Origin of the sequence: Streptomyces abyssalis, from assembly GCF_001751365.1 — a bacterium.
Classification (GTDB): Bacteria; Actinomycetota; Actinomycetes; order Streptomycetales; family Streptomycetaceae; genus Streptomyces; species Streptomyces abyssalis.
This window is the reverse complement of the sequence record NZ_LJGT01000036.1, coordinates 405,634-432,100: the sequence shown is the minus strand read 5'-3', so window position 1 is coordinate 432,100 and position 26,467 is coordinate 405,634. Positions and strand designations below refer to the sequence as shown.

32 protein-coding genes are annotated in these 26,467 nt (G+C 71.1%); 21 read left to right on the top strand and 11 right to left on the bottom strand.

Features of this window, described 5'->3' with window-relative positions; genetic code table 11:
* The first annotated feature begins 30 nt into the window (after window positions 1-30).
* The 15 genes from AN215_RS02760 to AN215_RS02690 all read left to right on the top strand — a co-directional run bounded on the left by AN215_RS02760 (window position 31) and on the right by AN215_RS02690 (window position 11,386).
* Window positions 31-1,140, top strand: coding sequence for a PfkB family carbohydrate kinase (locus tag AN215_RS02760; RefSeq protein ID WP_070012363.1), 1,110 nt, complete (start codon window positions 31-33; stop codon window positions 1,138-1,140).
* A gap of 136 nt (window positions 1,141-1,276) precedes the next feature.
* The gene (locus AN215_RS02755) at window positions 1,277-2,671 is read left to right on the top strand and encodes an extracellular solute-binding protein (RefSeq protein ID WP_070012544.1); all 1,395 of its coding nucleotides are present in this window, start codon (window positions 1,277-1,279) and stop codon (window positions 2,669-2,671) included.
* A gap of 92 nt (window positions 2,672-2,763) precedes the next feature.
* Window positions 2,764-3,681 carry a carbohydrate ABC transporter permease gene (locus tag AN215_RS02750; RefSeq protein WP_420856208.1) on the top strand — a complete coding sequence of 306 codons (918 nt, stop codon included), beginning with the start codon at window positions 2,764-2,766 and terminating at the stop codon, window positions 3,679-3,681.
* 8 nt (window positions 3,682-3,689) lie between these two features.
* On the top strand, window positions 3,690-4,511 hold the full coding sequence (locus tag AN215_RS02745) for a carbohydrate ABC transporter permease (RefSeq protein ID WP_070012545.1): 822 nt from the start codon (window positions 3,690-3,692) through the stop codon (window positions 4,509-4,511).
* Window positions 4,512-4,701: 190 nt separating this feature from the next.
* Window positions 4,702-5,070: a gas vesicle protein GvpO gene (locus AN215_RS02740; RefSeq protein ID WP_079122619.1), complete on the top strand. Its 369-nt coding sequence runs from the start codon at window positions 4,702-4,704 to the stop codon at window positions 5,068-5,070.
* Between the two features lie 82 nt (window positions 5,071-5,152).
* On the top strand, window positions 5,153-5,611 hold the full coding sequence (locus tag AN215_RS02735) for a gas vesicle structural protein GvpA (protein WP_070012365.1): 459 nt from the start codon (window positions 5,153-5,155) through the stop codon (window positions 5,609-5,611).
* A 3-nt stretch (window positions 5,612-5,614) separates the two neighbouring features.
* Window positions 5,615-6,328, top strand: coding sequence for a GvpL/GvpF family gas vesicle protein (locus AN215_RS02730; RefSeq protein ID WP_070012366.1), 714 nt, complete (start codon window positions 5,615-5,617; stop codon window positions 6,326-6,328).
* 22 nt (window positions 6,329-6,350) lie between these two features.
* Window positions 6,351-6,608 carry a gas vesicle protein GvpG gene (locus tag AN215_RS02725; protein WP_070012367.1) on the top strand — a complete coding sequence of 86 codons (258 nt, stop codon included), beginning with the start codon at window positions 6,351-6,353 and terminating at the stop codon, window positions 6,606-6,608.
* A 49-nt stretch (window positions 6,609-6,657) separates the two neighbouring features.
* The gene (locus AN215_RS02720) at window positions 6,658-7,377 is read left to right on the top strand and encodes a hypothetical protein (RefSeq protein WP_070012368.1); all 720 of its coding nucleotides are present in this window, start codon (window positions 6,658-6,660) and stop codon (window positions 7,375-7,377) included.
* Window positions 7,370-8,515, top strand: a complete 1,146-nt coding sequence (locus AN215_RS02715) for an SRPBCC family protein (RefSeq protein ID WP_070012369.1) — start codon at window positions 7,370-7,372, stop codon at window positions 8,513-8,515. Before AN215_RS02720 ends, AN215_RS02715 begins: the two co-directional genes overlap by 8 nt.
* Before the next feature lie 46 nt (window positions 8,516-8,561).
* Window positions 8,562-9,125, top strand: coding sequence for a gas vesicle protein (locus tag AN215_RS02710; protein ID WP_420856202.1), 564 nt, complete (start codon window positions 8,562-8,564; stop codon window positions 9,123-9,125).
* A gap of 8 nt (window positions 9,126-9,133) precedes the next feature.
* Entirely contained in the window at window positions 9,134-10,009 is an 876-nt protein-coding gene (locus tag AN215_RS02705) for a GvpL/GvpF family gas vesicle protein (RefSeq protein ID WP_079122617.1), read from the top strand.
* A complete protein-coding gene (locus AN215_RS02700) occupies window positions 9,999-10,268 on the top strand; it encodes a gas vesicle protein (RefSeq protein WP_079122616.1) in 270 nt (89 codons plus the stop codon). The genes AN215_RS02705 and AN215_RS02700 overlap by 11 nt, the downstream gene beginning before the upstream one ends.
* 211 nt (window positions 10,269-10,479) lie before the next feature.
* Window positions 10,480-10,851 (top strand): gas vesicle protein K, encoded by a 372-nt coding sequence (locus AN215_RS02695; RefSeq protein WP_070012548.1) that lies wholly within the window; start codon window positions 10,480-10,482, stop codon window positions 10,849-10,851.
* A 109-nt stretch (window positions 10,852-10,960) separates the two neighbouring features.
* Window positions 10,961-11,386: a hypothetical protein gene (locus AN215_RS02690; RefSeq protein WP_139140681.1), complete on the top strand. Its 426-nt coding sequence runs from the start codon at window positions 10,961-10,963 to the stop codon at window positions 11,384-11,386.
* 136 nt (window positions 11,387-11,522) lie between these two features.
* On the opposite strand, the gene AN215_RS02685 is transcribed toward AN215_RS02690, so the two are convergent.
* Both AN215_RS02685 and AN215_RS02680 read right to left on the bottom strand, forming a co-directional pair.
* Window positions 11,523-12,389, bottom strand: coding sequence for a glycoprotein (locus AN215_RS02685; RefSeq protein WP_245694160.1), 867 nt, complete (start codon window positions 12,387-12,389; stop codon window positions 11,523-11,525).
* On the bottom strand, window positions 12,389-13,027 hold the full coding sequence (locus tag AN215_RS02680) for a sigma-70 family RNA polymerase sigma factor (RefSeq protein WP_070012372.1): 639 nt from the start codon (window positions 13,025-13,027) through the stop codon (window positions 12,389-12,391). The genes AN215_RS02685 and AN215_RS02680 overlap by 1 nt, the downstream gene beginning before the upstream one ends.
* Window positions 13,028-13,291: 264 nt before the next feature.
* Here AN215_RS02680 and AN215_RS02675 point away from each other — a divergent pair, with 264 nt between their 5' ends.
* The 3 genes from AN215_RS02675 to AN215_RS02665 all read left to right on the top strand — a co-directional run bounded on the left by AN215_RS02675 (window position 13,292) and on the right by AN215_RS02665 (window position 15,395).
* Window positions 13,292-14,140 carry an SAM-dependent methyltransferase gene (locus AN215_RS02675; protein WP_070012373.1) on the top strand — a complete coding sequence of 283 codons (849 nt, stop codon included), beginning with the start codon at window positions 13,292-13,294 and terminating at the stop codon, window positions 14,138-14,140.
* A gap of 113 nt (window positions 14,141-14,253) precedes the next feature.
* Complete coding sequence (locus AN215_RS02670) at window positions 14,254-14,586, top strand: plasmid stabilization protein (protein WP_070012374.1); 333 nt, start codon at window positions 14,254-14,256, stop codon at window positions 14,584-14,586.
* Window positions 14,587-14,660: 74 nt separating this feature from the next.
* A complete protein-coding gene (locus AN215_RS02665; RefSeq protein WP_107374269.1) occupies window positions 14,661-15,395 on the top strand; it encodes a VOC family protein in 735 nt (244 codons plus the stop codon).
* Window positions 15,396-15,441: 46 nt separating this feature from the next.
* Here AN215_RS02665 and AN215_RS30600 read toward each other — a convergent pair whose 3' ends face one another.
* The 9 genes from AN215_RS30600 to AN215_RS02625 form a co-directional block, all read right to left on the bottom strand.
* Window positions 15,442-15,573, bottom strand: coding sequence for a DUF6893 family small protein (locus tag AN215_RS30600; protein WP_275520694.1), 132 nt, complete (start codon window positions 15,571-15,573; stop codon window positions 15,442-15,444).
* Window positions 15,574-15,578: 5 nt separating this feature from the next.
* Complete coding sequence (locus AN215_RS02660) at window positions 15,579-16,397, bottom strand: hydrogenase maturation protease (RefSeq protein WP_338057905.1); 819 nt, start codon at window positions 16,395-16,397, stop codon at window positions 15,579-15,581.
* Window positions 16,394-17,437, bottom strand: coding sequence for a hypothetical protein (locus AN215_RS02655; RefSeq protein WP_070012376.1), 1,044 nt, complete (start codon window positions 17,435-17,437; stop codon window positions 16,394-16,396). The genes AN215_RS02660 and AN215_RS02655 overlap by 4 nt, the downstream gene beginning before the upstream one ends.
* The gene (locus AN215_RS02650; RefSeq protein ID WP_070012377.1) at window positions 17,425-18,165 is read right to left on the bottom strand and encodes a DUF6084 family protein; all 741 of its coding nucleotides are present in this window, start codon (window positions 18,163-18,165) and stop codon (window positions 17,425-17,427) included. Before AN215_RS02650 ends, AN215_RS02655 begins: the two co-directional genes overlap by 13 nt.
* Complete coding sequence (locus tag AN215_RS02645) at window positions 18,162-18,371, bottom strand: hypothetical protein (RefSeq protein WP_070012378.1); 210 nt, start codon at window positions 18,369-18,371, stop codon at window positions 18,162-18,164. The genes AN215_RS02650 and AN215_RS02645 overlap by 4 nt, the downstream gene beginning before the upstream one ends.
* Window positions 18,372-18,413: 42 nt before the next feature.
* A complete protein-coding gene (locus AN215_RS02640; RefSeq protein WP_245694158.1) occupies window positions 18,414-19,118 on the bottom strand; it encodes a DUF5947 family protein in 705 nt (234 codons plus the stop codon).
* Window positions 19,115-19,639 carry a hypothetical protein gene (locus tag AN215_RS29040; protein WP_070012379.1) on the bottom strand — a complete coding sequence of 175 codons (525 nt, stop codon included), beginning with the start codon at window positions 19,637-19,639 and terminating at the stop codon, window positions 19,115-19,117. The genes AN215_RS02640 and AN215_RS29040 overlap by 4 nt, the downstream gene beginning before the upstream one ends.
* A gap of 9 nt (window positions 19,640-19,648) precedes the next feature.
* On the bottom strand, window positions 19,649-21,388 hold the full coding sequence (locus tag AN215_RS02630; protein WP_420856209.1) for a nickel-dependent hydrogenase large subunit: 1,740 nt from the start codon (window positions 21,386-21,388) through the stop codon (window positions 19,649-19,651).
* A gap of 90 nt (window positions 21,389-21,478) precedes the next feature.
* Complete coding sequence (locus AN215_RS02625; RefSeq protein WP_070012381.1) at window positions 21,479-22,552, bottom strand: NADH-quinone oxidoreductase subunit B family protein; 1,074 nt, start codon at window positions 22,550-22,552, stop codon at window positions 21,479-21,481.
* 208 nt (window positions 22,553-22,760) lie between these two features.
* Between AN215_RS02625 and hypA the strand changes: the two genes are divergently transcribed.
* From hypA to hypF, 3 genes are read left to right on the top strand one after another with little or no spacing between them, the layout of a single operon-like run.
* On the top strand, window positions 22,761-23,162 hold the full coding sequence (gene hypA / locus AN215_RS02620; protein WP_070012382.1) for a hydrogenase maturation nickel metallochaperone HypA: 402 nt from the start codon (window positions 22,761-22,763) through the stop codon (window positions 23,160-23,162).
* Between the two features lie 5 nt (window positions 23,163-23,167).
* Window positions 23,168-24,010 carry a hydrogenase nickel incorporation protein HypB gene (gene hypB / locus AN215_RS02615; protein ID WP_070012383.1) on the top strand — a complete coding sequence of 281 codons (843 nt, stop codon included), beginning with the start codon at window positions 23,168-23,170 and terminating at the stop codon, window positions 24,008-24,010.
* On the top strand, window positions 24,007-26,436 hold the full coding sequence (gene hypF / locus AN215_RS02610) for a carbamoyltransferase HypF (RefSeq protein ID WP_070012384.1): 2,430 nt from the start codon (window positions 24,007-24,009) through the stop codon (window positions 26,434-26,436). Before hypB ends, hypF begins: the two co-directional genes overlap by 4 nt.
* Window positions 26,437-26,467: the final 31 nt, after the last annotated feature.

The following is a 26,467-nucleotide window of genomic DNA, read 5'->3' as shown; positions in this document are numbered from 1 at the left end:
GAAGGGCCGCGGAAGGGGGCGGGAAGGGCGATGAGCACGACCGGGAGCGCGCAGCCCGCGCCGACATCGGCGGCCCTGGACCCGCTGTCGGCCCTGCGCGACGACGGCGGCCCGGAGCAGGACGTCTTCCTGACCGGCACCGTCTTCCTCGACATCATCTTCACGGGCCTCGACCACGCGCCCGTACGGGGCACCGAGTCCTGGGCCCGCGGCATGGGATCGTCCCCCGGCGGCGTCGCCAACATGGCCACCGCCCTGCGCCGTCTCGGCCTGCGCACCTCGCTGGCCGCCGCGTTCGGCGACGACGTCTACGGCGACTACTGCTGGGAGTCCCTCGCCGACAGCGAAGGCATCGACCTCGCCCCGTCCCACCGCGCGCAGGGCTGGCACTCGCCCGTCACCGTCTCCATGGCGTACGAGGGAGAGCGGACGATGGTCTCCCACGGACACGAGGCCCCCGCCCCCTGCGTACGCGCGGCCGGGCGTCCCCGCTCCCGCGCCTGCTTCACCGACCTTGCTCCGGGCCGGCTGGAGAGCTGGGTCCGCGAGGCCTGCGACGAGGGCAGCAAGGTCTTCGCCGACGTCGGCTGGGACGACACCGGCGCCTGGGACCCGGACACCCTCGCCGACCTCTCCTACTGCCACGCCTTCCTGCCCAACGCCGCCGAGGCCCAGCACTACACCCGCACTGGCAGTCCCGAGGAGGCGGTGCGGGCACTGGCCGAGCTCGTCCCGATCGCCGTCGTCACCAAGGGCTCCGGAGGGGCCGTGGCAGTCGACTCGCTCACCGGTGAGAGCGCCGACCTGCCCGCTCTGCCCGTCCAGGCGCTCGACCCGACCGGTGCCGGAGACGTCTTCGTCGCCGGCTTCATCACCGGGACACTCGCCGGCTGGCCGCTCGCCGACCGGCTCGCCTTCGCCAACCTCACCGCCGCCCTGTCCGTACAGCACTTCGGCGGCTCGCTCTCCGCGCCCGGCTGGCCCGAGGTCGCCGCCTGGTGGCAGTACGCCACGCGCTGCGGCGGGCAGAGCGACGAGGTGATGCGGCGGTACGCCTTCCTGTCCGAGCTGCTTCCCGGGGCGGCACGCGGCTCGGCGCTCCGCCGGGCCACCCCCACCATCGGTTTCCGTGCGTCCTGACCGGGGCGGCGGTACGGGCCCGGCCCGTACCGCGCGGTCCCGCCGAGAGGAGACTCCCATGCGCTCTGCACGAGTGACGGGCACGGACAGCGGCACGAGCCCGCGCCGGCCGCACAGCCGGCACCGCAGGCGGACGGTGCCGCTCGCGCTGGCCGCGGCCGGCATGCTGCTCGCCGCCGCCTGCGTGCCCGGCACCGACGGCTCCGGCGCGGCGGGCGCGGGCGTACCCGGGGCGGGCGCCACCGCGAAGCCCGACCCGTCCAAGGCGGGGAAGGCCACCCTCACGGTCTGGGACCAGGAGGTACGCGGCGGCCAGAACGACGAACTGGAGCGGCTCAACGCCGAGTTCGAGAAGAAGTACCCCAACATCCGCATCAAGCGCGTCGCCCGCAGCTTCTCCGACCTCAAGACGACGCTGAAGCTGGCCATTTCGGGGAACAGGCCGCCGGACGTGATCCAGGCCAACCAGGGCTATCCCGACATGGTGGCCTTCGTGCAGGCCGGCCTTCTCACCCCGCTCGACGACTACGCCGGCCTCTACGCCTGGAACACCCGCTATCCCTCCACGCTCCTCAACCTCAACCGCGTGTCCGCCGACGGCCGGGACTTCGGCACCGGACGGCTCTACGGCATCTCCCAGACCGGCGAATACATCGGCGTCTACTACAACGAGGACGTACTGGAGAAGGCCGGCGTGAAGCCCCCCGGGACCTGGGGCGAGCTGACGGACGCTCTGCCGGAGATCAAGGACGAGGGCGAACTCCCCGTCCAGTTCGGCAACTTGGACAAGTACCCGGCGATCCACACCTTCGGCGTCCTGCAGAACCAGGCAGGCGGAGCCGAGGAGGCCCGCGAGAGCGTCTTCGGACGGGGCAAGGGCTTCGACAACGAGCCGACGCGGGAGGCCGCCCGCACCCTCGCCGACTGGAAGAAGAAGGGCTACATCCCCGAGGGCGCCAACGGCACGGGCTACGACGACGCCGCGAAGAAGTTCGCCGACGGCGAGGGCGCCTTCCTCATCACCGGCACCTGGCAGCTGCCGGATCTGAAGAAGTCGATGGGCGACAAGCTCGGATTCATGCCGCCGCCTCCCGCGGAAAGGGGCGCCGAGCCCGTCACGACCGGCGGACAGGGCCTCGCGTGGTCGGTCACATCGAAGTCCCGGCACCCCCAAGTGGCCGCCGCCTACCTGGACTTCATCACCAGCCGGCACGCGGCCGACGTGATGACAGAGGAGGGCGTACTGCCGGCCGTACCGGGAAGCGCCTCCCGCGAAGTCCCCGAAGGCAGCGTCGACGAGCAGATGGTCGAGGGCTGGGAGCAGCTCAACGCCGCCGACGGCCTCGTGCCGTATCTCGACTACACCACCCCCGACTTCTACGACTCGCTCTCCGCCGACCTCCAGGGCGTCGTCAACGGCTCGCTCTCGCCTGACGAGCTGTCGTCGAAGATGCAGCGCTCCTACACCGCCTTCCAGGACAAGAAGAACAGCCAGGAGAAGAAGCGCGCCGAAGGGAAGCCGAAGCCGTGAGCGCCCCGCCCACGGCGACCGATGCCGCAACCGGTGCCGCAGCCGGTGCGGGGCCTGACCGGGACGGCGGCCGTGCGGGCCTGCCCGTACGTCTGCTGCGGCACACCGCCGGCCGCTACCGCCGCCGGGCCCCCGGGCAGCCCCGCGCCGTCGGCTACCTCTACGTACTGCCCGCCCTGGCGCTCTACGCCGTCTTCCTCCTCGTCCCCCTCGGGCAGACGGTGTGGCTGTCGCTGCTCCACTGGGACGGACTGACCGCCGCCACCTGGGCCGGAACGGACAACTACCGTGCCCTGCTGACCGATCCGTCGCTGCGCGCCCCGTTCCTGCACGCCCTGTCGCTGCTCGTCTTCTACGCCGCGCTGCCCGTCGCCCTGGGGCTGATGCTGGCTGCGGCGCTCTCCCGCTTCCGGGTGCGGGGCATGACGTTCTTCCGCACCGTGCTCTTCCTGCCGCAGGTGCTGGCGATGGTCGTCGTCGGCGTCGCCTGGCGCTCCATCCTTGCGCCGGACGGGCTGCTCAACGACACCCTCCGCGCCGTCGGTCTCGGCTCCCTCACCCGCTCCTGGCTCGGGGACTACACGTGGGCGCTGCCCGCGGTCGGCACGATCGGCACCTGGGTCGAGACGGGTCTCTGCGTGGTGCTCTTCCTCGCCGGAGTCCAGCGGATCCCGCGTGAGCTGTACGAGGCGGTGCGCATCGACGGGGCGGGCCCGCTGCGGGAGTTCTTCGCCGTGACCCTTCCCGCGCTGCGCGCGGAGACCGCCGTGGCGCTGACGCTCACCATCGTCGCCGGACTGCGCAACTTCGACCTGATCTACATCACCACCAGCGGCGGTCCCGGCAACGCGACGTCCGTACCCGCGTACGAGGTCTACCACCGCGCGTTCGAGACGAACGAGGTCGGATCGGCGGCAGCGATGGGCGTCGGCCTGACCGTGCTGATCTTCGCGCTGACGGTCTCCGTCGCGCGGCTCGTAGAAGGACGCAGCGAAGGACGCAGCCGATGACCGGACCGATGACCGGACGCCTCGAACGCAGTGCCACCTACGGCATCCTCGCGCTCTTCGCGGCCATCAGCCTCACGCCTGTGATCGGCGTCCTGGCCACCGCGTTCGGCCGGCAGTCCTCCCTCGACACCGGCTTCTCACTGCCGGACGGCCTCAACTGGTCCAATTTCGCGGACGCCTGGACCCGTGGCCACTTCGGCACGTACCTCACGAACTCGGTGCTGGTCGCCGCCGTGGTCGTCACCGCCACGGCCGTTCTCGCCGTATTGGCCGCGTACGCCTTCGGCGTGATGCGCTTCCCCGGCTCGAACCTGCTCTTCTACCTCTTCGTCCTCGGTCTGACGCTGCCGCAGGAAGCCCTCGTCGTACCCCTCTACTTCGACCTGCGGTACTGGCAACTGACCGACACCTACTGGGCGTTGATCCTGCCGCAGACGGCGCAGTCCCTCGCCTTCGGCGTGTTCTGGATGCGTACGTACTTCCGGGGCAGCTCCCGCTCGGTCATCGAGGCCGCCCGTATCGACGGGGCGTCCAGCTGGACGACGCTGTGGCGCGTACTCGTTCCGATGGGCAGGCCCGCGCTGTCCACCATGGTCGTCATCGTCTTCATGTGGACGTGGAACGAGTTCCTGATGGCCCTGGTCATGGTGAGCGACGAGGCCCACCGGACGGTTCCGCTCGGACTGGCCTTCTTCCAGGGGCAGCACAGTTCCGACACGGCGCTGCTCGCGGCCGCGTCGGTGCTGATAGCGCTGCCGGTCGTCGTGGTGTACGTGGCCCTGCAGCGGCGCTTCATCGAGGGCATGCTGAGCGGCGCGGTCAAGGAGTAGCCGCGCCCCCGGCGGAGGCGTCTGCACAGGGCAGCCATCCCCCCGGTGCCCACAAGGCAGTTGTGGCAATCACGTAACTGCGGTGCATAGGTCTTCACACCCGGGGCACCCAACACACCCTCCGCAGGATGCAAGCGGTGAGACCTGGAACACAGGTCTGAAACCCGGCGGCCCGGAAAGGGGTGAGAGCATGGCGACAACTGGTGACAAAGAGAACAAATCGCAATCGCAGCAGAGCAGCAGGCCGCAGGCGAAGAGCGATCAGAAGCAGGACCGGGGCCAGAGCGCGCAGAACGGACGCGTCCCCATAGCCAAGGCCATGCGGCTCGCGGCCGGGCAGCTCTCCGAACTCCTGCAGTGCGAACCCGGCTCCGTGTCCTCGGTGAAGGCCACGGACGAAGGCTGGACGGCGGACGTCGAGGTCGTCGAGATCGAGCGCGTCCCCGACACGACCAGCGTGATGGGTTCCTACCGCGTGCAGCTCGACGGCGACGGAAATCTTCTCGGTTACGAGCGCACCCGCCGTTACGCACGCGGTCAGATCGATCAGCGGAAATGAGCGCGCGGCCCGGCGTGATCCGTCTCACTGACCACGCATCGACGGCCGCCGAACGCAGCATCGTTCCGAAAGGACGAAGAACGTGACGGTAGTCCCGCAGACCAATTCCCAGCAGAGCACCGGTGCCGGCGGCGGAAACCTCTACGACATCCTCGAACTGATCCTGGACCGTGGTCTCGTGATCGACGCATTCGTACGGGTTTCCCTTGTCGGTATCGAGATACTCAAGATCGACGTCCGTGTGGTCGTCGCCAGCGTGGACACCTACCTGCGCTTCGCCGAGGCGTGCAACAGGCTCGACCTCGAAGCCGGCCGCAAGGCCCCCTCTCAGCTCACCGACATCGTCGGCGACGCCACGGAGAGCGGAGCGAAGGGCAAGTCCAAGGGCGCGCTGACCGGAGCCGTCGAAGCCTTCAGCGAGTCCTTCCAGAGGGGACGCGACGGTGAGGAGCAGGAGCAGGAGCGGGAGCGGGAGCCGCGGAAGGCGGCCTCCTCGAGCTCGTCCGGTGCCCGTCGCACCACCCGCCGGAAGGAGGACTAATACGTGTCCACCTACATCTACGCCATCACGTCAGCTGAGCACCCGCAGAACCTGCAAGGACTGAGCGGGGTGGGCGAGCCCGCGGGCACGCTGCGCACGGTCGGGACGAAGTCCCTCAGCGCCGTCGTCAGCGACGCACCCGAGGACCTCCGTGCCAAGCGCCGTGATCTCGCCGCGCACCAGGCCGTACTGGAGCAGCTGATGGCGGACGGAGCGACGCTGCCGATGCGCTTCGGCCTTGTCGGTCCCGACGACGGCTCCGTCGAGTCGGTGCTGGAGGAGAACAAGGACGCGTACGCCGAGCGGCTCGCCGAGTTGAACGGCTGCGTGGAGTACAACCTCAAGGCGGCTCGCGAGGAGGACGACCTGCTCCGCGAGATCGTCGCGGGCTCCGCGGAGATCCAGCGTCTGCGCGAGGTGTCCCGGGAGCACCCGGAGGCCCAGGAGGAGAAGGTGCGGCTGGGCGAGCTGGTCTCGAACGAGGTGCAGGCCCGCCACGAGGCCGAAGCCAGGGACCTGGTGGAGCGGCTGTCGGGCGGCGCACAGCGCCACTCCGTGGCCGAGCCCACGCAGTCGCACTTCCTGAACGTCTCGTTCCTGGTACGGCGGGAGGACTCCGCGGCCTTCGCCCAGTCCGTGCACGAGGAGGCCGAACGGCGCGGGGACGTCTACTCCCTCAACCTCCACGGTCCGCTGCCCCCGTACAGCTTCGTCTGACACGGGTGATCGGAGGGCCTCCATGGGCCTCATCACACAGCTGCTGACCCTGCCGCTGGCACCCGTACGCGGAGCGGTCTGGGTCATGGACCAGCTCGTACTGACCGCGGAGCAGCAGTACTACGACCCCGAGCCCGTACGGCAGCAGCTGGCAGCACTGGAGCAGGAGCTGCTCGACGGCCGCATCACGGAAGAGGAGTTCGACCGGATCGAGGACGAGCTCCTGGACGAACTGGAATGGCGTCAAGCGTGGCAACGACAGCATCAGCGGGACCCATGAGCGTCAGAGCCAGGCCGCATCGACGGGGGAGACAGAAGGTGACTGGAAGATGATGAACAACGGCAAGATAGGGATGGCGCTCGTGGGGGGTTACCTCCTTGGGCGCACCAGAAAGGCCAAGATGGCCATCGGCCTGGGCATGTTCCTGGCCGGCAAGAAACTCAACCTCAGCCCTCAGCAGCTGATGAAGATGGTGGCGAACTCACCCGTCGCCGGTCAGCTGAGCGAACAGGTGCGCAAGGATCTGGTCGACAACACCAAGTCCGCACTGACCTCCGCGGTCACCCAGCGGGCCGGCACCCTCGCCGACTCCCTCCACGAGCGCACGCTCGACATGAAGGACCCGACGCGGCGCGTGCGGGGCTCCGACGGCGCCGGGGACGAGAACGCCGAGGACGCCCAGGGCGACGATGAGCGCGCCGAAGGCGGCCGTGAGGAGCGCGAGTCGCCGCGCCGGGAGGAACGCCCGAGGGCACGCAAGCCCGCAGCCGCGGGCAGCAGGACGGCCAAGTCGGCGAAGTCCGCCACGGGTTCGGGTTCGGGGTCCGCCAACGGCAGGGCCGCTTCCGGCAGCCGTGGCAGCCGCTCCGGCGGTACGGGCGACGGTGCCCGGAAGACGGCGTCCTCCGGCACCCGCAAGACCGCCTCCGGCGCCCGGAAGACCACCTCCGGTGCGGGCAAGGCCACCGGCGGTGCCCGCAAGACGGCCGCGAAGACCGCGTCCGGCGGTGCGCGGAAGGCTGCGAACCGGGGAGGCGGCAATGGCTGACTCCGCGCTGAGCAAGTTCAAGGACGACGTGGCGAACGACCCGGCCACCGACCGTCTCAAGGAAGAGCTGCAGTCCTACCTCCAGGCGCGAGCCGTCAAGGCGGTCTCCGGGCTGGGCACCAAGCTGGGCGAGAGCGTCACGAAGTTCGGTGAGGGCGGCCAGGGCGCGGGCGGCCTGATGGGCAGCCTCGCCAAGGGCGGTCAGGCGCTGAGCGAGGGCAAGTCCCCCGCGCAGGCGGCGATGACGGCGGGCACCTCGCACGTCAAGGAAATGGTCAAGGACAAGGTCAAGGGTTTGTTCGGCAAGGGCAAAGGCAAGAGCGGCGGAGGCAAGTCCAAGAGCGTCACCATCGTCGAGGACATCGACGTGGGCGTGCCCGTGCGCGAGGCGTACGACCAGTGGACCCAGTTCCAGGAGTTCTCCACCTTCGCCAAGGGCGTCGTCAGCGTCGAGAAGTCCGACGACGTCAGCAGCAACTGGAACGTCAAGGTCGCCAAGTCCAAGCGCAGCCTGAAGGCCAACGTCACAGAGCAGGTCCCCGACGAGCGCATCACCTGGACCACCAGCGGCGCCAAGGGCACCGTCAAGGGTGTGGTGACCTTCCACCGCATCACCGACAACCTGACCCGCGTCCTGCTCGTCCTGGAGTACTTCCCGGGCGGGTTCTTCGAGAAGACCGGCAACATCTGGAGGGCGCAGGGCCGTCGCGCGCGGCTGGACCTGAAGCTGTACCGCAAGTTCATCATGATGCGGGGCGAAGCCACCGACGGATGGCGCGGTGAGATCCGGGACGGCGAAGTCGTGGTCGAACACGAAGACGCCGTCGAGGAGGAAGAGCGCGCCAAGGCGGAGTCCGAGGAATCCGAGGAGCCGGAGACCGAGGACGGACTCGCGGGCGAGGACGGCCCGGCGGACGAGGACGACGCGGAAGACGGCCCCGAGGGCGAGTACGAGGAGGAGCTGGAGCCCGAGGAGGAGTACGACGAGGACGAGGCGGAAGAGGAATACGCCGACGACGAGCCCGAGGGCGAGTACGAGGAGGAGCTGGAGCCCGAGGAGGAGTACGAGGAGGACGAGGCGGAAGACGAGGAAGAGGAAGACGAGCGTGGCCGCCGTACCGTCTCCGCCGGCCGCTGACCGTCCGAAGAATCCACCCCGACCGAGCAGACAAGGCTGATACCACGTGTCCGATTCACTGGCCGGGCGTATGGGACCGTCCCCCAACAGGGCGGTCCCGTACGGTCAGCAAAGTTCGTCCGCCAACCTGGCGGACATCCTCGAGCGGGTGCTCGACAAGGGTGTCGTCATCGCGGGCGACATCCAGATCAACCTGCTCGACATCGAGCTGCTGACGATCAAGCTGCGTCTGCTTGTGGTCTCCGTCGACAAGGCCAAGGAGATGGGGATCGACTGGTGGGAGAACGACCCGTCGCTCTCCTCCCGGGCGTCCGCCGCCCGCTCGCGGCAGTCCGGCGAAGCCCTCGACGGACGCGAGGGCGGCAACGCCCTGGCCGAGGAGAACGACAGGCTCCGCCGGGAGATCGAGCGGCTGCGCTCGGCCGCCGAACTGCCCGCCGGCGAGGAGCACGCGGACGAGGGGTCCGCGTCCGGCGGCGGTTCCGCGGCCGGGCAGCGTCCCTCCGGGCAGCGTCCCTCCGGGCAGCGTTCCTCCGGGCAGCGTCCCTCCGAGAAGAGGGCCGCACGGGGGACCGCTGACGGCGACGGCGCTCGCAAGCGTGGAAGGTGACGAGACCGATGCCGGTTCCGGAGGGAGTTCCCGGAGCGCCGCAGCAGGCGCAGGAGAGCGAGCAGGCCCGTTACGTCTTCGCCGTCGGCCGCCGGGGCGCACCGCTCGACGCCGCGGCCGCCGGGCTGACCGGTCCGTCCGGGGCGCCGGTGCGCACGGTGGAGGGTGCCGGTCTGGGCGCGCTGGTCTCGGACGTCCCGGCAGGGATGTACGACGAGGCGGGGCTGAAGGCCCAACTGGAGGACATGGAGCGGCTGGAGACCCTTGCCCGCTCGCACCACGACGTCGTCGCGGCCGCGTACGAGCACACGACGGTGCTGCCGATGCGGCTGGCGACCGTCTATCTCGGCGACGGACGTGTCTCGGAGATGCTGGCCGAACGGGGCGCCGAGTTCGAGGCGCTGCTCTCACGGCTGGAAGGCCATGTCGAGTGGGGCGTGAAGGTGTACGCCGATCCGCGTGAGGCGGCGGCCGGCGCGGCCGGGGAGAGCTCCGGCGGTGCCGGGACGGCATCCGGCAGCCCGGGGCGTGCGTACCTTCAGCAGCGCAGGCGGCAGCGCAGCACGCACCGCGACACCTACCGTGCCGCCGGAGCGGTCGCCGAGCGCGTGACGGAACTGGCCGACGGGGTCGCCACCGCCAAGGTCGCGCACCGCCCTCAGCAGGGCGAACTGGCCGCCGGGCCTGGCGAGAACATCACCAACGACGCCTATCTGGTGCCGGCCTCGCGCAGCGAGGACTTCAAGGCGGCGATCGGCGGCATCGCCGAGGACGTGCCGGGTGTCCGGGTCGAACTGACAGGGCCGTGGGCGCCGTACTCGTTCGCGACGCCGCCTTCCTCACCGCAGCCGCACGCCACCGGGACTGCCGGCGATGGAAGCTGAACTGCCCGGCAGCGGCTTCGCCGGAGCGGTCGAAGCGGGCACCCGGTCCGCTTCCGACGGCTTCGCGAACGGCATCGCCGAGGAGAACGGACTCGCCGGCCGCCAGGTCGCCCTCATCGACCTGCTGGACCGGCTGCTGTCGGGCGGTGCCGTGCTGACCGGTGACATCGTGCTGTCCATCGCGGACGTCGATCTCGTACACATCAATCTCCGTGCCGTCATCCACTCCGTCACGGCCGACGAGCCGGGGCCGTGGTGAGCGGGGAGAGCAGGCGGACAGGCGGCGAGGTATGAGCAACGAGCACGAGCACGAGCGCGGGTCCGAGCAGGAGCACGGGCCCGGACCTCGGCGCGAACGTGAGAACGGGCGCGACGGCGAGGCCGGGCACCGGCACGGTCCTGGGGACCCGCAGCCGGGACAGTCACCGGCACCGCGGCCCGCGCGGCTCCCCGACGGCGTCACGGACGGCATCAGCCTGGACGATGTGGCACGTTCGGCCGCCCGCGCGTTCGACCTGCTGCCCGCCGGGCCCGAGGAGGGTCCACGGGGCAGCGGCAGGCTGGCCAGGCGTCTGCGCACGGACCCGGACACCGTCGAACGCGATCTGATGAAACTCGTCCTGACGATCGTGGAGCTGCTGCGTCAGCTCATGGAACGCACCGCTCTGAACAGGGTCGACCAGGGCGACCTGGACGAGGACCAGGAAGAGCGGATCGGCATGACGCTGATGATCCTGCACGAGCGCATGACGGAGCTGTGCGAGCGCTACGGGCTTACGATGGAGGACCTCAACCTCGATCTGGGACCGCTCGGTTCGCTGCTGCCCCGGCAGGACGGATAGCCAGCGGACCCGGGCGTGAGGCGCCGTCCTGCCGCGGCATCGGCGGAAGGCGTCTGCACACTCCGGACACCGAATGTTTCAAGCCGACACACACGGCAACCCGTTGGCCATGACTGAGAACGGCAAGACCTCAAGCAACGCGGGAAAGGCCGCGAGCAGCACCAAGAAGCCCGCCGTCGCGGGGGAGAAGGCGGACCGCGGCATCAACAAGGCCGCCACGAAGACCAGTTCGGCCACCCGCTCCGTCGGTGACGCCGTCGAGGGCGGTGGCCGGAGCTTCGGCGACGCCACGAGGCGTGCCGGTCACGTCGCCAGCAGGGGTGCCGAGGCGGGGCGGCAGAAGCTCGTCTCCGCGTCCAGCACCGCCGCGACCGCGGCGACCACGACCTGGAGCGTCGTGAAGAACCGCAAGGGCATCGCGGCCGGCATCGGCACCGGGGCGATCAGCGCCGTCGCGGCCTCCTTCGCCGCCGGCCGCTACTCGGCCCGCCGCAAGGCAGGTCCCTTCACCCGGTTCACCGGCGGGCGGCTGTAACACCGCCGTACGTCCGGACAGGCCACCGGCAGGCGCCCGGCTGGGCAGGCGGGCGCCTGCCGGGCCAGGCCGCGTACGCGGGCACACCGCTGCACACCGGCTGGGCGGACTCACTGAGAACGCCGGGCACGCGCCCTCACCGGGCGGCCAGATGTCCCGCCAAGTCCCATGCCGGCTGGGGGATTTCACCGAAGTCCTCGTCGTCCTCCAGCACGGGAAGCCGGTGGATGACTGCCTCCAGGGCATGCGGCAGGCTCGGATGGCCGCCGCCGTGACACTCGCTCAGCAGTCCGTGCCGCACCCCGTCCGGGAGGAGGGGGCGAGCGGACGGCCGCTGCGGGCGACCCTCCGGAGCGCTGCTCGTACGGGCGCGCTGCGCCAGCCTCGCCGCCTGCGCACGCCAGTAGTCGGCGTCCCGGAACTCGCCGTGCCGCCGGTGATGCAGACACAGACAGAACGCGGCGGTCCGGGAACCGCCGCCCGCGGCGAACTGCCACCAGAACTGGGCGGCTTCGCGGTATCGCGCCAGATGCAGGAGACAGCCGAAGACCAGTGCGCCCTCCGGCGCGATGGACTCCTGGTCGTCGACGAGGCGCGTCAGGCTCGACGCAGCCTCGGGAGCGTTGACGACGAGACTCACCGCCAGGTCCAGGTCGTGCGCCGCCTGTTCGCACTCCGTCGGGTAGCGGAGCGCGGGTGCGGCCGTGCCGGCCGCCGCCGCGCCGGCACCGCCCGCGGCCGGGGCGGCCGAGGCCCCGCCAACGGCAGCCGGACCCACGGCAGTTGAGTCGTCGGCGTGATCCGGCGGACATGACCGGTCGGCGGGGCGGGCGCGGCCGGAGGTGGCTGCCGCATCCGCTGCCCCCGCGAGGACCCGCTCGCGCACCGCGGCGACGTCGCTCTCGTCGTAGGCCCCGGCGAGCACCTCCGCGCCGCTCAACAGCGCGTCGATGGTGGGGTGTTCGCCGCCTGGGCGGTGCTTCCCCCGCTTCCCCCGCATCATCAGTCCCCCGTGCCGGGCCCCGGTGCCGTGCGCAGCTCCCGGGCGAGCTTCCTTTTCGCATAGCGTATGTGGGAGCGCACCGCCGCGGTCTCGAAACCGAGATAGCCGGCGACTTCTTCCTCCGTGCAGCCGAGCACGTACCGCAGCACCACCACGTCGTACTGACGCTCCGGGAGCCGGCCGATCGCCGCGTACAGCCCGATCTCGCCCTCCAGGACGGCGAATTCGTCCCGCAGCTCGTGCAGCAGCGCCTTGCGTGCGGCGGCGTGGAAGGCCGCGGTCTCCGCCAGCAGCGGGCGCAGTCCCCGCTCGCTCAGCCAGCGTGCGACGTGCTCCTTGAGCACCGTCCAGGCGTACTCCGTGAGCGACTCCTGGCGCAGCGCGTGTTCCCAGTGGTCCAGCAGATGGCGGCAGGCGTCACCGACGATGTGCTGCGCGGCCTCGCGGCTGCCGGACTGCGTGTGCGCGTAGCGCAGCCACAGGCGGTGGTGGGAGGCGTCGAACGCGTCGAAGGAGAGCATCAGCCGGCGGTGGGCGTCCCCGTCGTGGGACGCCGGCGCACCGTCGGCCGCTGCCGCCGCCGCACACACCGCGGGCGGTGCCGCGGAGCCCGGCGGCTGGTGGTCCTCGGCGCTCATGGAGGAGCCCTCTCACGGGAGAACAGCGGTCAGAAGGCGCGAACAGCCCTGAAGGCCCGTGTCCGCGGAAGTCCGGTCAAAATACTACACAGAGTAAAAACATGGCTACCGCATCCCGGCCAGGTCCGTGCGGTGTCCTCACGCCACGCGCTGGCCGGTAGTGCCCGTCAACTCCCATGTGCCCTGGGCAAGTTCGCCCGAGTGACGCACGATAGCGGTCCGAAGGACCGTGCGTGTCGAGGAAGACGAGAAAGGCGGAATCCGGTGGCCGTTGACGAAGGCGCAGTGGATCTGGAGCTGGACCGTGCCCACTCGGCCCGGATGTACGACTACTTCCTCGGCGGCACCACGAACTTCCCCGCGGACCGCGAGAGCGCCGGCAAGGCCATGGCGGCCTTCCCCGCGGTGCTCGTCGCCGCACGCGCCAACCGCCAGTTCATGCACCGATCCGTGCGTCACCTGACACAGCTGGGCATGCGCCAGTTCCTGGACGTGGGCACCGGCATCCCCACGTCGCCCAATCTCCACGAGATCGCACAGGCGACCGCGCCCGAGTCCCGCGTCGTCTACACCGACAACGACCCCATCGTCCTCACCCACGCCCAGGCCCTGCTGCGCAGCAGCTCCGAAGGCCGCACCGCCTACTCGCAGTGCGACGCCCGGGACCCCGAGAGGCTCCTGAAGTCGCCGGAGGTGCAGGCGACCCTCGACCTGAGCCGCCCGGTCGCCCTGAGCCTGATCGCGCTCCTCCATTTCGTCTCCGATGGGCGCAGCGTCTCCGATGGGCGCAGCGTCCCCGGTGGGCGCACCGCACACGGCGTCGTCGAGTACTTCAAGGACGCCCTGCCCTCCGGCAGCACCCTCACCGTCAGTCACGTCACACCGGACTTCGACCCCGAGGCACTGGGCCGTGCCGTCGGCGCGTACGAGGCCGCCGGTACGGCCGTACACCCGCGTACCCGCGAGGATTTCACCCGCTTCTTCGACGGCTGGGAACTGCTCGACCCGGGCATCACCGTCACCCACCGCTGGCGCCCCGACGCGGACCACGACCTCTCGCAGGTGACCGACGCCGAAGCCGCCTGCTACGGCGCCGTGGCACGCAAGCCCTGAGCCGCGTACGGGCCGGTGACCGCCGGGCAGCCCGATCCGTTTCGCGTGTCCTTGTTAGCAATCGGGGTGCAGGGGTAACCGGGGCACTGACTCGAACTGTCACAGGAGGAGTCATGCCTGCTGGATCGAATGCGAAGCGTGAGCGCCAGTACGAGCACATCAAGGAGAGCGCCGAGAAGCGCGGCGCCTCCACTGGCCGCGCCAAGGAGATCGCCTCCCGGACGGTCAACAAGGAGCGTGCCCGCACGGGCGAGGCGGACCGCGCCGCCCGCACCTCCGTCAAGGGCAAGTCCGCCGCGGCCCGCGGCGGCACCCGCTCCGGCCGTGGCATGGGCCCCAAGGGCGGACCGACCCGCGACCAGCTCTACAACGAGGCCAGGCAGCGCGGGGTCGAGGGCCGCTCCTCGATGACCAAGCAGCAGCTTCAGAAGGCACTGGGCCGCTGATCGGCTACGCAGGGGCGACGAGGAGAGCCGGCGTGGCCTCCCAGGCGTCACCCGTGCACGGGGCGCCATGCTGGGTGAGCCTCGCGACGGGCGAGCTGGAGAGCGCTCAGCGCTTCTACGGCGAGGTGCTGGGGTGGACCTTCCGCCCCGGCAGCATCGGCGAGGAGTTCAGCGTGGCCTACTGCGACGACGTCCCCGTCGCCGGTCTGGGCGCCATCGCCCGCACGATGGGCGTGGCCGTGCAGTGGACGCCGTTCTTCTCCGTGCCGTCCGCGGACACCGCGGCCGCGCGTGTGCGCGAGCGGAGCGCGACCGTGGCCGTCGGACCCATCCGTATGGGCGAGGGACGCACCGCACTGGCGGCAGACCTCGCCGGAGCGACGTTCGGCTTCTGGGAGGGCGCGGTCCTCTCGAGCTGGGAGGCCGGGCGCCGGGACCTGCCGGCACGGCTGGAGCTGCGCACCCGGGACGCGTTCGCCGCGGCGATCTTCTATGCCGAGGTGTTCGACTGGGCGTCCGACACCGGGCGCTGCGAGGTCGACTATCAGCACGAGGCCGTCGTCGTACGGGTCGACGGCCGGGCCGTGGCCACCCTGCGCGGCGGCGCCGTCGAATCGGCGCCCGACCCCCACATCCGCCCCCGCTGGCACGTCTCCTTCTCCGTGGACGACGTCGACGACGCCGCCAAGACCGCGGTCGCGGCGGGCGGCGCCATCGCCATCAGCCCCGGCGACAACCCCTTCGGGCGCTCGGCCGGCCTGTTCGACCCCGAGGGCGGCCTGTTCACCGTGCACTCCCGCGAAAGGTGAGCGGCCGCGGGCCCTCGCCCCGGCTGTCGGCCCGGGCCCGCTTCGTCTACATCGACTTCATCTTGAAGTAGCGCACCATGTCCGGTGCGCTGACCGCGGCCATCGCGGCCACCGCCACGACCACGGTCCCCACGGCGACGCGCACGGCGACCGCCGGGACGAAGATCCCTTTCCTCATCTCTCTCACCTCCCCACTGCCGGTGTGCTCAGATCGCGTCGCGGGTCGAGCAGCAGCTCGGCGGTGAGCGACTCCAGCATGTCGGCGGCCCGCCGCACGGCATCCCGCACGGGCCCGCTGAGCCCGACCACCACGTCCGGCTCGTCGCCGCGCATCCGCACCGCGGGTTCACATCCCAGGACGAGCACCCGAGGCAGCGCCCCTGTGCCGTCGCCCAGCTGCCGCGCCAGGGCCAGCACCTGCACCGGGTCCATCCCGTGCGCCTGCGGAAGCGTCCGCTCCGCGGCCTCCGGCGCGGCGTCAGGGGGCCCCGGGTCGATGAGGTGGACGGTGCCGGGTTCCCCGCCGCGTGGCGCCGCGTCGACGAGCACGGCGACGTCGTAGCCGTCCAGCAGCCGGTAGGCCAGGTCCATGCCGCGGATGCCGAAGTCCGCGATGTGCACGCCCTCCGGGAGCGTCCGCCCCCGCATGGCGGCCACCACCTCCGGTCCGAACGCGTCGTCGGCCATGAAGATGTTGCCGATCCCCGCGACGAGGATCCGTGGACCCGCCGGGCCCTCACCGAGTGGTTCCACCTCTTCCGGCGTGAAGAAGAAGCGGTGACCGAGACCGGTGCGGAAGTCCCGTCCGTCGTCTCCGTCGAGCGTCACGACGACGTGGACCCGGCCCTCCAGGTCCTCCTCGACGGCGTCGACCTCCGCCGTGCGTCCCGTGAGCGCCAGGTCGAGAACGTCGGCCGACTGCCCGGGACGCAGCCGAACGCGGCTGCCGCGCCCCACCCGCACGTCTCCCACCCGGACCGTGCGGCCCGGACCCGCGCTCACCGTCCCCCCAGTACCGGCCCGAAGGAGCGGATCGTGCCGTGCAGCGCGGCGAGGTCCTCGGGCTCCAGGGACGCACAGCGGTCCAGGATCTCCCGTGCGCGCGGATCGGTGGCCCGCGCCTCCTCCTGCTCCTGCGGGGTCAGGCTGAGCACGCTGAGGATCAGAAGCTGGTCGATCTCACCACCGTCGAACAGGTCACCGGGGCTCTCCGGAGCGACCGCCGGATAGTCGTACAGCGTGATGGGGGAGGAGAGCACCCCGGCCGAGAAGTGCGGGCTGCGCTGAGCGGCCTGCGGGTCGTCGGAGACCAGTACGGGCCACACGCCGACGTTCTCGCAGGCGGCGGCCGCCTCCCGCAGCTCCTCCGGCGGATCGGTCAGCGAGGCGAAATCCCCGGCCTCGCTGTTCAGCACCACGTGCGTGGAGGCGAAGGCGTACGGAGCCAGCGCGTCCCGTGCGCCCCGTGCTCCCGTGGCCGGCAGCGGGCACGGTGAGGTGTTCTGCATGTCCACCGTCACGCGCATCACCTTGTCCGTGACGGGTACGGAACTGAGCCGGACCTTCCCGGTCAGCCGCTGCCAGCTCCGTACCAGTGTCCCGGCGACGCTCCCCGACTCCGCGCGGAGCGCCTCCCGGTCCGTGCCGGCCGCGATGTCGACCGTGCTGGTGCGCGGCCCGCGGCGCGGCGACCACGGAGGGCACACCCAGCGCCGCTCCGTCGCCTCCTGCCACGTCAGATGGCTGTTGCCCTCGACGCGGAGCTCGTCGACCGGCACCGGGCCCGTCGGCCCGTTGCGGTACACCTGCCGGTCGATGACCTGCAGGAACCGCACGTGGACGGTGAGCTTCGCCGCCGGTCCCGCCCGCAGCAGCACCTCGGTCCGCATGTGCGACGGCTCGCCGATCACCCCGGCGCACCGCTGCGGATAGACCCCGCCGAAGGTCCAGCGCCGGGCGTTCTTCAGCGCGCCCCGGCGGTACGGCCACAGCAGGTATCCCTCGTAAAGACAGGCACGGGCGATCTTCTCTACGGCGTCCACGCCGTACCTCCAGCGATGGTGCGTGCGCGGTCCAGCAGATCGGCGACCGTCTCGTCCCAGCCCGTCAGGGCGTGCCGGTCCCGGTGGGCGGTGAGCTCCCCGTACGCGCCCGGCGACAGCGGCAGCCAGCTCGTTCCGCCGCCGTAGCGGCCCGTCACCTCGTGCCACAGCGATGCCGGCATCCGGCAGACGGCGTCCTTCGTCCAGGAGATCTGCGCGGTGCGCAGCCGCCCGTCGGGGCCGTCGTGGAAGACGGTCCCGCTGAAGAGCAGGTCCAGCGGGATCTCCCCGTCGCGCACTCCGTGGAAGTACGACGTCACGGCGAGCTCCATGTCCCGGCTGCAGGGCACCGGCAGGTCGGTCTCGGTGCGCTCGTCGAAGGCCGGTACGACCGTGCTGATCCGCGCCCAGGCCAGCGGCCGCATACTCGTCGCCCACTGCTCCGGCTGGCCGAAGAGCCTGGCCATGACGAGCCGGTCGGCGCTCTCGTAGCCGCGGTGGGCTACCGCGATCCGCACGTCCGTGTTCAGGGAGACCGAGCGGACCCGGCCGCCTCCGGTACGGCTGAGCGCGATCCGGAAGGCCAGCGTCGGAACGGCGGAGTCCGGCATGGCGCGTACGCCGGTGACGGTGAAGTCCAGGTCGGGAACCTCCGTACGCCTGCCGTCGCCGGTCCCCGCATCGCCGGCGTGGTGCGCGTCCGCGGCGGTGTGTGCTTCCGCGTTCACGCGGGGGAGAGGTTCGGCATGCCGGGCAGGATCGGGTCCTTGGCCTCGGAGTTGACGCCCGTGGACCGGCGCGCCGTGGAGGTGTCGTCGGGCAGATGCCCGGGCTGCCGCTTGTACATCCCCTGGTGGTTGCCCTGCCGCACGCCGGGGACGTGCGCCGCCTTGTCGGGCCGCACGTGCGGCTCACCGACCTTGATCTCAGCCATGCTGACTCCTCGGTTGTCTGCTGTGCCCGGTGGCCCAGCGCCTCAGCTCGTGCTGTCCTGCGCGGCGGCTCCGCCGAGTCCCGCGAAGAACGCGTCGAGGTGCTCGCGCACCTCGGTGCCGCCCGACAGCCCCCGCCAGTGGGTACGGACGAGGGCCGCGAGCCGGTAGCAGTCGTCCAGGGGGACGATCCAGTGCTCGTCGGCACCCTCCGTGCGGTGCACCAGCAGTGCCTCCACGTCGTCGGCGAGTTCCGCGAGCTCCGGGTACCCCTGTGCGACCGCTTCCCAGACCTCCGCTTCCACGGCCGAACGGGTCACTCCCAGCGGGCTGGGGTACCCCACCCGCACCTCGCCGCTCGCCCCGTCCCGTACGAAGAAGGCCAGGCCGACCGGCACACCGAGCCGCGCCCACAGCGGGGCGCCGATACGGAAGTGCTCCAGCCGCGTCCGGCGCCCGGACAGCAGCCGGTAGTGCCGTCCGCCCGCGGCGCTCTGCCCGAAGAGGAGCGAGCACGGTCCGCACGTGCACAGCACCGTGTCCTTCTGGACGTCCAGCATGTGCCGGTGCGCCTCGGTGACGGGCTCGGCGCACAGGTCGCAGCGCTCGACGGCGGCGGCTGCGGCTTTGGCGGACGGGGCGGCACCCGTGGCGGTGGCGCCCGCGCCGACGGGCCGGCGCAGCAGACCACGCAGCCCGTCGCCGGGCACTGTGAGTACGGTCCCGCTCCCCTCGGCCACCGTGGTCACCGGTTCCCCGCGGGCTGGGCGCCGGCGCCGGCGCCGCGGAAGAGTGACTCGACCGGGATCAGCGACGGCTCCGGCGCGGCGTCCTCGGTCTCCACCCGCTCGACCTCGGGCGCGGCCCAGGCCACCGCGTCCCGCACCGTCAGCGCCAGCTGCTCCGCCGGCGGAGAGCCGCAGCCCTGCGGGGCGATGCGCACGCGCACCTCCTGCTCGTCCGCGGACAGCAGCGTCACGCCCCCCACGTCCGCGAGGGCGCGCCGCACCCGCTCCCCGGCGGTCTCGGGGTGCAGTTCGTGGACGAGCAGCAGACGGCCCACCAGTTCGTCGTCCGCGAAGGCCGACCGCGTCGCGTCGTCCGCCCGGCTCATGACGCGGGCGAGGCATTCGCCGTACAGCCCGGCCAGCGCGTGCAGCGCGTCCAGTGCCTGCTCACGCGCGTCCGTGTCCGCCAGGCCGTCAAGACCGGAGAGCAACTCCTCGGTGCGGGCGACGTGTTCACGCGCCTCGCGCTCGTTCCAAGTCATCGCCGCGGCCTACGCGAGTGCGCCGAAGGTCGGCGAGTGGCTCTCCCGCACGGTCCGCCCGCCGCCGAGGTACATGTGCACGCCGCACGGGAGACACGGGTCGAAGCTGCGGACCGTGCGCATGATGTCGATGCCTTTGAAGTTCTCGGGGCTGTTCTCCTCGAAGATCGGCATGCCCTGCACGGCGTCCTCGTACGGTCCCGGTGTGCCGTAGTGGTCGCGCGGGCTGGCGTTCCACGGCGTCGGCGGATACGGGTGGTAGTTGGCGATCTTGCGGTCGCGGATGACGAGATGGTGCGAGAGCACGCCGCGCACCGCCTCGTGGAAGCCGACGCCGATGGCCTCCTCCGGCACCTTGAAGTCCTCGAAGACCTTGGTGCGCCCCGCCCGCACCTCCGCCAGCGCCTGGTCCACGAAGTGCAGCGCCATGCCGGCGGCGTACGCGACGAAGTACATCCGGGCGCGGTTGCGCTCCAGGGTGTTGGGGAAGGGCGGCGGCGTCCACTCCAGCCGAGTCTCGGGCGTCATCGGGGTCTTCGGCAGGTCGATCTGCACGCTCCGCCCCGTGGAACGTACGTACGGGGTGCTGACCTTGCCCGCCAGCGCCGTCGCCCACAGCCGGGCGATGGGGCCGCCTCCGGTGTCGAGAGCCAAATGGTCGCCCGTCCGCTTGTCGTACCAGCGGGGGCTCATCACCCAGCTGTACTTGCCGCCGTCCAGGTCGCGCTTCTGCGGCTGCGGCAGGGTCGTCTGGTTCCAGGGGTGGCGCCGGTCGACCGGGTTGCCGAGCGGGTCACGGTCGACGTACGTCTCCTCGGAGGCCCAGTCCTCGTAGTAGCTGCTGCCCAGCAGGATGCGCATGCCCAGGTTGATGTCGACGAGGTCGGTCGTCACGAGCTTGTTGTCCACGACGATGCCGGGGGTGACGAACATGGAGTTCCCCCACGTGTTCATCGTCCGGTAGTCGTAGTCGACGACTTCGGGGTCCTGGAAGCATCCCCAGCAGGCGAGCAGCGTGCGCCGGCGGCCGACCTCCTCGTATCCGGGCAGCGCCTCGTAGAAGAAGTCGAAGACGTCGTCGTTCATGGCGACCGCGCGCTTGACGAAGTCCATGCAGCGCATGAGCCGCACGAGATAGTCGGTGAAGAGCTGGGGCGTGGCGACCGTGCCGACGCCGCCCGGGTAGAGCGTGGAGGGGTGGACGTGGCGGCCCTCCATCAGGCAGCACATCTCGCGGGTCAGCCGGCTCATCACCAGCGCCTGCTTGTACGTCTCGCCCTCGAAGGGGTTGAAGGAGCGCATGATGTCGGCGATCGTGCGGTGGCCGTGGGTCCCGGCGCGGGGAGCGGGGGTGCGTTCGGCGCGTTCGAGCACACCGGGGTTGGTCTCCCTGACCATGCGTTCGCAGTAGTCGACGAAGACCATGTTGTCCTGGAAGATCGTGTGGTCGAACATGAACTCGGCCGCCTCGCCGAGGTTGATGATCCAGTCGGCGAGCGGCGGCGGCTTCACCCCGTACGCCATGTTCTGCGCGTACACGGAGCAGGTGGCGTGGTTGTCGCCGCAGATGCCGCAGATGCGGCTGGTGATGAAGTGCGAGTCCCGCGGATCCTTGCCCTTCATGAAGACGCTGTAGCCGCGGAAGATGGACGAGGTGCTGCGGCACTCCGCCACCTCACGGCCCGGGAAGTTGATCTTCGTGTAGATGCCGAGGTTGCCGACGATCCGGGTGATGGGATCGAAGGCCACCTCGGTCAGCTCGCGGTCCCCGGTGCCGGATGCCTTCGTCGTCTGCTGGGCGGTCGCCACTTCTCGTTCCTCTCGCGGGTGCTTCGCTGATTACTTGCGGCCGGTCCAGCGGGGCTGGTAGCCGGAGGTGAGGGCGGGCTCGTCGTGCCGCCACTTGGGTTCGCGGTTCGCCGACCGGTTCGTGATCGACCGCATGCTGCGGATGAACGGCCCGTAGAGGCTCATCAGCGACGAGGAGAGCGAGGCACCGGGAGGCTCGTCCATGAACGGCATGAACTTGTCGGGGAAGCCCGGCATGGTGCAGCCGATGCAGATGCCGCCCACGTTGGGACAGCCGCCGACTCCGTCCATCCAGCCGCGCTTGGTGACGTTGCAGTTCACCACCGGACCCCAACAGCCGATCTTCACCTGGCACTTGGGCGAGTTGTAGTCCTTGGCGAAGTCCCCCTGCTCGTAGTACGCGGCACGGTCGCAGCCCTCGTGGACGGTCTTGCCGAACAGCCAGGTCGGCCGGAGGTTCTCATCGAGCGGGATGGTCGGGGCGAGCCCGGCCGCCTGGTGCAGGACCCACAGCAGGGTCTCCATGAAGTTGTCCGGCTGTACGGGGCAGCCCGGCACGTTGACGATCGGTAGCCCGGCCTTGGAGCGGTAGTCCCAGCCGAGGTAGTCGGCCAGGCCCATGCAGCCGGTCGGGTTGCCCGCCATCGCGTGGATGCCCCCGTACGTGGCGCAGGTGCCGATGGCGACGACGGCCCAGGCCTGCGGGGCCAGACGGTCCAGCCAGGTGTTGAGAGTGATCGGCTCGCCGGTGTCCGGGTCGTTGCCCATGGACGTCCAGTAGCCGTCACCGTTGATGTTCTCGTTCGGGATGGAGCCCTCGACGACCAGGATGAAGGGCCCGAGTTCGCCGCGCGCTCCCTTGCGGAAGGCGGTGAGGAAGTCCTCGCCGGTCTCGTAGGCCAGCACCTTGTTGTGCAGATGGACCTTGGGAAGACCGGGGACGGCCCCCAGCACCACGTCCTCCAGGCTGGGGAGCGAGGCCGCTGTCACCGAGACGGTGTCGCCGTCGCAGCTCATGCCCTCCGAGGTCCACAGGATATGGATCTCGTCGAGTGCGGTCGCCGCCGCCGGTGCCGTTGCTGTCGTTGCCGCCTCGCCGCCCATGGGACCGATCCCTTCGCACCGTCGTCGACCGCCCGTACCGCTCTCAGAGCAATACCGTTCAAAAATCTGACATATAGGGAGATACGCCACAACGTAAGCGCGCCGGAGCGGGTGAGCCGAACGGATCACCTTGTCCCCGGAGGGCGGCGTGTCAGGGAGGCCGCCTGCGGGGGCGGGCCTGTAATGAACCGCGAAGCGGAGGGATGAGATGCACGAGATGTCCATCGCTGTGGCGATGGTGGAGCAGGTGACGGAGACCCCCGCTGCGGACGGGTGCCAAGCGGTGTCCGCCGTACGGCTGCGGCTCGGCGAACTGGCCGGAGTGGTGGCCGGTTCACTGCGCTTCTGCTTCTCACTCGCGTGCGCCGGGACCGTACTGGAAGGCGCCGAACTCCTCATCGAACACGTACCGGGCCGTGCCCGCTGCGAACCCTGCGGAGCCGAGTGGGCCACCGGCATGCCGCCGCAGCTGTGTTGCCCCCAGTGCGAAGGGGGCAAGGCCGAGCTGGTGTCCGGGCGCGAGCTTCAGATCACCGGCCTCCGCCACGCGGACGGCGCCGACGGCGGAGGCGCCGCCCACCACGCATCCGTACAGGTCAAGGAGAGCTGAGACGCATGTGCCGAGTCGTCGATCTGCAGCAGGCGGTGCTCGTGAAGAACGACGAGCGCGCCGGTTCACTGCGCGCGGAACTGACCGCCCGCGGAACCACCGTCGTCAACCTCCTCTCCAGCCCCGGCAGCGGGAAGACGGCGCTGCTCGAAGCCGAACTCGCCCTGGCGGCCTCGCGTGGTGTGCCCGTGGCGGCGCTCACCGCCGACCTGGCGACCGAGCACGACGCGGAGCGCCTCGCCCGGGCGGGCGTTCCCGTCAAACAGGTGCTCACGGACGGGCTGTGCCACCTGGAGGCCGGCATGCTCGGCGAGCAGCTGGAGGGCTGGCTGCCCGCCGGCACGCGGCTGCTGTTCGTGGAGAACGTCGGCAACCTGGTCTGCCCCGCCTCCTACGACCTGGGGGAATCGCTGCGCGTCGTCCTCGCCTCTGTGACGGAGGGGGAGGACAAGCCGCTGAAGTACCCCACGGCGTTCGGGCTGGCGCAGCTCGTGATCGTCACCAAGGACGACATCGCCGAGGCGGCCGGCTTCGACGAGGAGGCGTTCCGGGCCAACGTCCACCAGGTCAACCCGGGAGTCGACGTGGTGCTCACCTCGGCGCGCAGGGGCACGGGCACGGGTCTGCTGCTGGAGCGTGCGCTGGCCGTCGCCGGAGGGGAGGAGGCGCACCGGCCCGTGATGGCCCGCACCGGGTCCGGTTCCGGCGGTGGCAGCTCGTACGGGCACACCCACACCCACACGCACGCGCACCCGCACGCCCATGCGGACGCCGGGGCACACGCGCACCCGCACACCACCATCACCACCGCCTCTGCCGCCGGCGTGCCGGCCCGCAGCCACTCGTGAACCCGCAGCAGGGCACCGCCACCGCGGCACGCAACGGCACGGAGCACACCCATCCGGCGCAGCGCCGCAGGGTCACCGTGCGGGGCGTCGTCCAGGGGGTCGGCTTCCGGCCGTTCGTGTACGCCCTCGCCGGTGAACTCGGTCTCTCAGGGCATGTCGCCAACACCGGGGACGGCGTCGTCGCCGAGGTCGAGGGCGGGTCCGAGGCACTCACGGCCTTCTGCGGCCGCATCAGCACGGACGCTCCGCCGCTCGCCGTCGTCCAGTCGGTGACGCACGAGCCGATGACCCCCGCCGGCGGCCGCGGATTCACCATCGCGGAGTCGCGGGGGCGCGGCGGGACCGCCCGTACTCTCGTCGCACCGGACACCGCGACCTGCGCGGACTGCCTCGCGGAGATGAGCGACCCGGCCGACCGGCGTCACCGGCATCCCTTCATCACATGCACGCACTGCGGCCCCCGCTTCACGATCGTCACCGGGCTTCCGTACGACCGCTCGCACACCACCATGAACGGTTTCCCGATGTGCGAGCGGTGCGCGCAGGAGTACTCCGACCCCGGCGACCGCCGCTTCCACGCACAGCCCGTCTCGTGCCACGACTGCGGTCCGCGGCTGAGGCTGCACGTACCCGCCGGTGCCCGGGGCGCCGGCGGCTCGCCGGACGGTGAACCGGTCGCCGCCGCACGGCGGTTGCTCGCCGAAGGGGCGATCGTGGCGGTGAAGGGTATCGGCGGCTACCACCTCGCCTGTGACGCCTCGAACGCCGGTGCCGTCAGCCTGCTGCGCCGCCGGAAGGCCCGCGGCGACAAGCCGTTCGCGCTCATGGCGCGGGACCTGGAGGACGCCGCGCGGCTCGTGCACCTCGACGCCGTGGCACGGGAACTGCTGACCGGGGGGCGCCGTCCGATCGTGCTGCTGCGCCGGCGCGCGTACGGCACGGGGCCCGCCGGGCAGGCGCCGGCAGTGGCCGGCGAAGTGGCACCGCGCAGCGCCGACTTGGGGATCATGCTGCCGTACTCGCCCCTGCACCATCTCCTCCTCGGGCTTCCCGGGGACCCTCCAGGCCCGCGGCTGCTCGTCATGACCAGCGGCAACTTCGGCGGTGAGCCCATCGTCACCTCCGACGAGGAGGCGCTGGAGCGGCTCGCCCCGCTCGCCGACGCCTGGCTCACGCACGACCGGCCGATCCATGTGCCGTGTGACGACTCGGTCGTGCGCGTCACGGACGGGGAGCAGCTGCCCGTGCGCCGCTCGCGCGGATACGCGCCCTTCCCCGTGAATCTGCCGGTGCCGGTGACGGCGGGGCTCGCCGTGGGCGGCGACCTGAAGAACACCTTCTGCGCGGGCGAGGGCCACCACGCGTGGCTCTCCGCGCACATCGGCGACATGGACGATCTGGCCACGCTCAACGCCTTCGACGGCGCGGAACGGCAGTTGGAGGCGATCACCGGAGTACGTCCCGCGCTGCTCGCCGCCGACCGGCACCCCGGATACCGTTCCGCCGGCTGGGCCGAGCGCAACGCGGACGGACGGCCCGTACACCGGGTGCAGCACCACCACGCCCACATCGCCTCCGTCATGGCAGAGCACGGCCTCGACGGCAGCGCTCCCGTCATCGGCGTCGCCTTCGACGGCACCGGGTACGGGGACGACGCGACCGTGTGGGGCGGTGAGTTCCTCCTCGCCGACTACGACGGCTACCGACGGCTGGCACATCTGAGCCCGGTGCCGCTTCCCGGCGGCGACGCGGCGGTCCGGCGCCCCTACCGGATGGCGCTGGCCCACCTCCACGCCGCGGGTCTGCCGTGGGACGCGGACCTGCCGTGCACCGCCGCCTGCCCGGAGGACGAACTGAAGGCGCTCGCCGTCCAGTTGGAGCGGAACCTGGGCTGCGTGCCCACCTCCAGCATGGGGCGGCTCTTCGACGCGGCGGCCTCACTCGCGGGGGTGTGCCACCACGCCGGCTACGAGGCGCAGGCCGCCATGGAGTTCGAGGCGGCCGCTGCCGGGCACGGGGACGAACCGGAACGCCGCGACTGGGCGTTCACGCTGCGCACCACGGCCGCCGAGACCCTCACCTGCGATCCGGCACCGGTCCTGGCGGGCATCGCCGCGGACGTACGGGCCGGAGTGCCCGCCGGGTCCACCGCGGCGCGCTTCCACCGTTCCGTCGCCGCGCTCGTACTGCGGGTGTGCCGCATCGCGCGGGAGCGGCACCGGCTGGGGACGGTCGCACTCAGTGGCGGTGTCTTCACCAACTCCCTGCTGTCCGCGGCCTGTGCGCGCCTGCTCAACGAGGACGGATTCACCGTGCTGCGGCACCGCCTCGTACCCCCCAACGACGGCGGCCTCGCCCTGGGCCAGTTGATGGTCGCTGCCCGCGCGGAGACCGCGCCGCCGCCGCGCAGGCGGACCGTCCGCTGAGACGGCACCGCTACGTCACGGAGGTCCGGAG

What these genes read in the sequence shown, in the direction of transcription:
- AN215_RS02760 (WP_070012363.1), top strand. Translation starts at nt 31, where the DNA reads ATGAGCACGACCGGGAGCGCGCAGCCCGCGCCGACATCGGCGGCCCTG.
- AN215_RS02745 (WP_070012545.1), top strand. Translation starts at nt 3,690, where the DNA reads ATGACCGGACGCCTCGAACGCAGTGCCACCTACGGCATCCTCGCGCTC.
- AN215_RS02740 (WP_079122619.1), top strand. Translation starts at nt 4,702, where the DNA reads ATGGCGACAACTGGTGACAAAGAGAACAAATCGCAATCGCAGCAGAGC.
- AN215_RS02725 (WP_070012367.1), top strand. Translation starts at nt 6,351, where the DNA reads ATGGGCCTCATCACACAGCTGCTGACCCTGCCGCTGGCACCCGTACGC.
- AN215_RS02720 (WP_070012368.1), top strand. Translation starts at nt 6,658, where the DNA reads ATGATGAACAACGGCAAGATAGGGATGGCGCTCGTGGGGGGTTACCTC.
- AN215_RS02715 (WP_070012369.1), top strand. Translation starts at nt 7,370, where the DNA reads ATGGCTGACTCCGCGCTGAGCAAGTTCAAGGACGACGTGGCGAACGAC.
- AN215_RS02705 (WP_079122617.1), top strand. Translation starts at nt 9,134, where the DNA reads ATGCCGGTTCCGGAGGGAGTTCCCGGAGCGCCGCAGCAGGCGCAGGAG.
- AN215_RS02700 (WP_079122616.1), top strand. Translation starts at nt 9,999, where the DNA reads ATGGAAGCTGAACTGCCCGGCAGCGGCTTCGCCGGAGCGGTCGAAGCG.
- AN215_RS02690 (WP_139140681.1), top strand. Translation starts at nt 10,961, where the DNA reads ATGACTGAGAACGGCAAGACCTCAAGCAACGCGGGAAAGGCCGCGAGC.
- AN215_RS02685 (WP_245694160.1), bottom strand. Translation starts at nt 12,389, where the DNA reads ATGATGCGGGGGAAGCGGGGGAAGCACCGCCCAGGCGGCGAACACCCC.
- AN215_RS02680 (WP_070012372.1), bottom strand. Translation starts at nt 13,027, where the DNA reads ATGAGCGCCGAGGACCACCAGCCGCCGGGCTCCGCGGCACCGCCCGCG.
- AN215_RS02670 (WP_070012374.1), top strand. Translation starts at nt 14,254, where the DNA reads ATGCCTGCTGGATCGAATGCGAAGCGTGAGCGCCAGTACGAGCACATC.
- AN215_RS30600 (WP_275520694.1), bottom strand. Translation starts at nt 15,573, where the DNA reads ATGAGGAAAGGGATCTTCGTCCCGGCGGTCGCCGTGCGCGTCGCCGTG.
- AN215_RS02645 (WP_070012378.1), bottom strand. Translation starts at nt 18,371, where the DNA reads ATGGCTGAGATCAAGGTCGGTGAGCCGCACGTGCGGCCCGACAAGGCG.
- AN215_RS29040 (WP_070012379.1), bottom strand. Translation starts at nt 19,639, where the DNA reads ATGACTTGGAACGAGCGCGAGGCGCGTGAACACGTCGCCCGCACCGAG.
- AN215_RS02625 (WP_070012381.1), bottom strand. Translation starts at nt 22,552, where the DNA reads ATGGGCGGCGAGGCGGCAACGACAGCAACGGCACCGGCGGCGGCGACC.
- hypA (WP_070012382.1), top strand. Translation starts at nt 22,761, where the DNA reads ATGCACGAGATGTCCATCGCTGTGGCGATGGTGGAGCAGGTGACGGAG.
- hypB (WP_070012383.1), top strand. Translation starts at nt 23,168, where the DNA reads ATGTGCCGAGTCGTCGATCTGCAGCAGGCGGTGCTCGTGAAGAACGAC.